The organism is Sulfuriferula multivorans, from assembly GCF_003851125.1.
Lineage (GTDB): Bacteria > Pseudomonadota > Gammaproteobacteria > Burkholderiales > Sulfuriferulaceae > Sulfuriferula > Sulfuriferula multivorans.
On sequence record NZ_BGOW01000031.1, the window covers coordinates 1 to 1,728 of the forward strand.

The window sequence follows — 1,728 nt, forward strand, 5'->3', positions numbered from 1 at the left end:
GCGTTCCACCAAGGGCCACGTCCGTTGCTTGCCGATTTCCATGCTCGCGTCTCATCCACACCTCGCGCTTGGAGTCGCTTATTCCGGGTGGCCGGTCGCTTCCATTGCCGCCATAGCAGACAACGCAGTTTGCGCCGAATCCATCCGTCCAGTTCCTGCAACACACCTTTTACCTCGGTCAGCCGAAAGTAGGATGTCCAGCCTCGCAGCACCGGGTTGAGCGCTGCTATCGCTTTGTCGAGGTTGCGCGAGGCATTCCCGACAATGATTTCACGCACTCTGTCTTTGAACCGCTTCAAGCTGCTGTCGGCGATTTTAAGGCGTGGCTGCTTATGCCAAGTGACACTGTAGCCCAGAAACTTCCGCTGCCAAGGCCGCGCGACGGCGCTTTTGCCCCGATTCACTTGAAGCTTCAATTTCTTCTCCAGGTAGTCGGTGATCGCCTCCATCGCGTGCCGTCCCGCCACTTCGCTTTTGACGTAAATGTTGCTGTCATCGGCATAACGGCAGAATCGGTGTCCCCTGCGTTCCAACTCACGGTCCAGGTCCGTCAGCAGGATGTTCGACAGCAGCGGAGATAGCGGCCCGCCCTGCGGCGTGCCCTTTTCCCTCGCGCTGACGATTCCGTCTGACATCATGCCCGCTTTCAGATAACGACGGATCAGTTTCAATACCCGTTCATCCTTGACCTTGCGAGCTATCCGTGACATGAGAATGTCGTGGTTCACCCGGTCAAAGAATTTCTCCAAGTCGAGGTCAACCACCCAGCGGCAGCCTTCCCCGATATAGCTCTGCGCTCGTTGCACCGCTTGCCATGCATTGCGGCCCGGCCGGAACCCGTAGCTATGTTCGGAGAATTCAGGCTCGAATTCAGGTTGCAGTACTTGCAGTAGCGCTTGCTGGATCAGGCGATCCAACACCGTCGGGATGCCCAGTGTGCGTACCCCGCCATTGGGCTTGGGTATGTCCACTTTGCGGATCGCCGCCGGTATGTAACTACCTGCCAGAAGTGCTGCCTTGACGCTTGGCCAGTGCTGTTGCAGCCATGCTTTGAAATCGGACACAGTGAGTCCATCGGCTCCCGCTGCGCCCTTGTTCCGCATGACCCGCTCATACGCTCGCCAAAGGTTGCTACGTTCGACCACGGCGTCCATCTGCCGCAGCCCTTCCGCTTTCGTTTGCCCATCCGCCGCCGTGCCTATCTCGGCACCCAGCCCGGCCATTGACGAAATCCGTTCGTCTTTCTCCGTGCTGGGCGCAGTTGCCTGCCTTGTTGCCTCATCGATTTGCATCGAGGTCGAATGTCCTAATCGCGTTGTTCAATGTTCAGGCCTTCGGTCAGGGCTCTTCTCGGATCGTACCGCCTCGTCCTTGACCTACTATGCCTTCTGCTGACTTCTGCATGCGCATCCCCGCACCTCTCGATGCCGGTAGCACAAGGCACGCATGCAGATCTCCCCGGGTATTGCGCACCCACCTTCACGCTTATGCCTGTCGGATCTACGTCGTAGCGTTCCGTACAAGTTTCGGGCTTCGATGATATTGGACATCTCACCCCGCTACGCCGCCTCATATCCGCTTCCTGTTCGTCAGGCCAGCGCTTTGCCTTCGGCTTCCTCCAGATTTCCAGTCGCCCAGAACACCCTTGCCGTTCAGCTAACTCTTCCCCTTGCCGGGCGAGTAGAGGTCTTTCACCTCCAAGTAAGTGCGCCCTGCCGGGCGCACCAA

1 protein-coding gene is annotated in these 1,728 nt (G+C 58.2%); it reads right to left on the bottom strand.

Annotated features, from left to right (window positions below; genetic code table 11):
* The coding region (ltrA, locus tag EI185_RS13910) for a group II intron reverse transcriptase/maturase (RefSeq protein WP_124705756.1) at positions 1-1,292 on the bottom strand (1,292 nt) is incomplete at its 3' end.
* Positions 1,293-1,728 lie beyond the last annotated feature (436 nt).